General features: G+C 69.9%; 1 protein-coding gene. It reads left to right on the top strand.

The genetic code is table 11. The features are described 5' to 3' along the window. On the top strand, window positions 1-832 hold an 832-nt coding region (pheA, locus tag AB0I03_RS26910), incomplete at its 5' end, for a prephenate dehydratase (RefSeq protein WP_360417436.1). Window positions 833-1,172 lie beyond the last annotated feature (340 nt).

The following is a 1,172-nucleotide window of genomic DNA, read 5'->3' as shown; positions in this document are numbered from 1 at the left end:
GCCGATGGTGTCGGTGCCGGCCGCGCTGGACGCGGTGCGGGCCGGCGAGGCCGCGGCGGCGCTGGTGCCGATCGAGAACTCCGTCGAGGGCGGGGTGACCACCACCCTCGACGAACTGGCCTCCGGCGAACCGCTGATGATCTATCGCGAGGTGCTGCTGCCGATCGCCTTCGCGCTCCTGGTGCGCCCGGGCACGGAGCTGACCGACGTGAAGACGGTGACCGGGCACCCGGTCGCCCAGCCCCAGGTCCGCAAGTGGCTGGCCACCCAACTCCCGGACGCAGTCTGGGAGTCGGCGGCCTCCAACGCCGACGGTGCGCGGCTGGTCCAGGAGGGCCGCTACGACGGCGCCTTCGCCGGTGAGTTCGCGGCGACGACGTACGGCCTCGCCCCGCTGGTCACCGACATCCACGACGCGCAGAACGCCGCCACCCGCTTCGTCCTGGTCGGCCGCCCGGCCCGGCCCGCGGCGCCCACCGGCGCGGACAAGACCTCGGTGGTGCTGTGGCTGGCCGCCGACCACCCCGGTGCGCTGCTGGAGCTGCTCCAGGAGTACGCGGTCCGCGGGGTCAACATGATGCGGATCGAGTCCCGGCCGACGGGCGAGGGCATCGGCCGCTACTGCTTCTCGGTGGACTGCGAGGGCCATGTCACCGATCGCCGGGTGGGCGAGGTGCTGATGGGCCTCAAGCGGGTCTGCCGCGATGTGCGGTTCCTCGGCTCGTATCCGCGGGCGGACGAGGTGAGCGCGAACGTGCGGCCGCAGGTGACCGACGCGGCGTTCACCGGCGCCTCGGACTGGCTGGCCCGCTGCCTGGACGGGCGGGGCTGAGCACACCACCGCCCGCTCCTCTTGGGTTACAGGCTGTGACCTGCGCCTTCGGCGGGGCCGGAGGGGCCGGTCCGCGGCGCCGCCCGACTGCCGCTCCGGTTGTCCACAAAGTTATCCACAGGCTCGCTTCTCGACCTGTGGGTAAGTCGACATGCGAGTCGGACAGAGTCGACATATCCCTCTAGTGACCCCACACCCATCCACAGTCCCACACAGGGGATCACCCCGGACCTCGTCAGCACAATTCCAGCAATCAATCCTTTAGAGCGAGGTAATCCCACACGAAAGAGTGCGTGAACAAGGTTTAGTGACCTTTCACGCGCGGCACTCGTTACTCCTT

The organism is Glycomyces sp. NPDC021274 (assembly GCF_040641195.1).
Lineage (GTDB): Bacteria > Actinomycetota > Actinomycetes > Mycobacteriales > Micromonosporaceae > Glycomyces.
The sequence above is the reverse complement of the archived record's forward strand: the minus strand, read 5'-3'. Positions and strand labels throughout refer to the sequence as shown.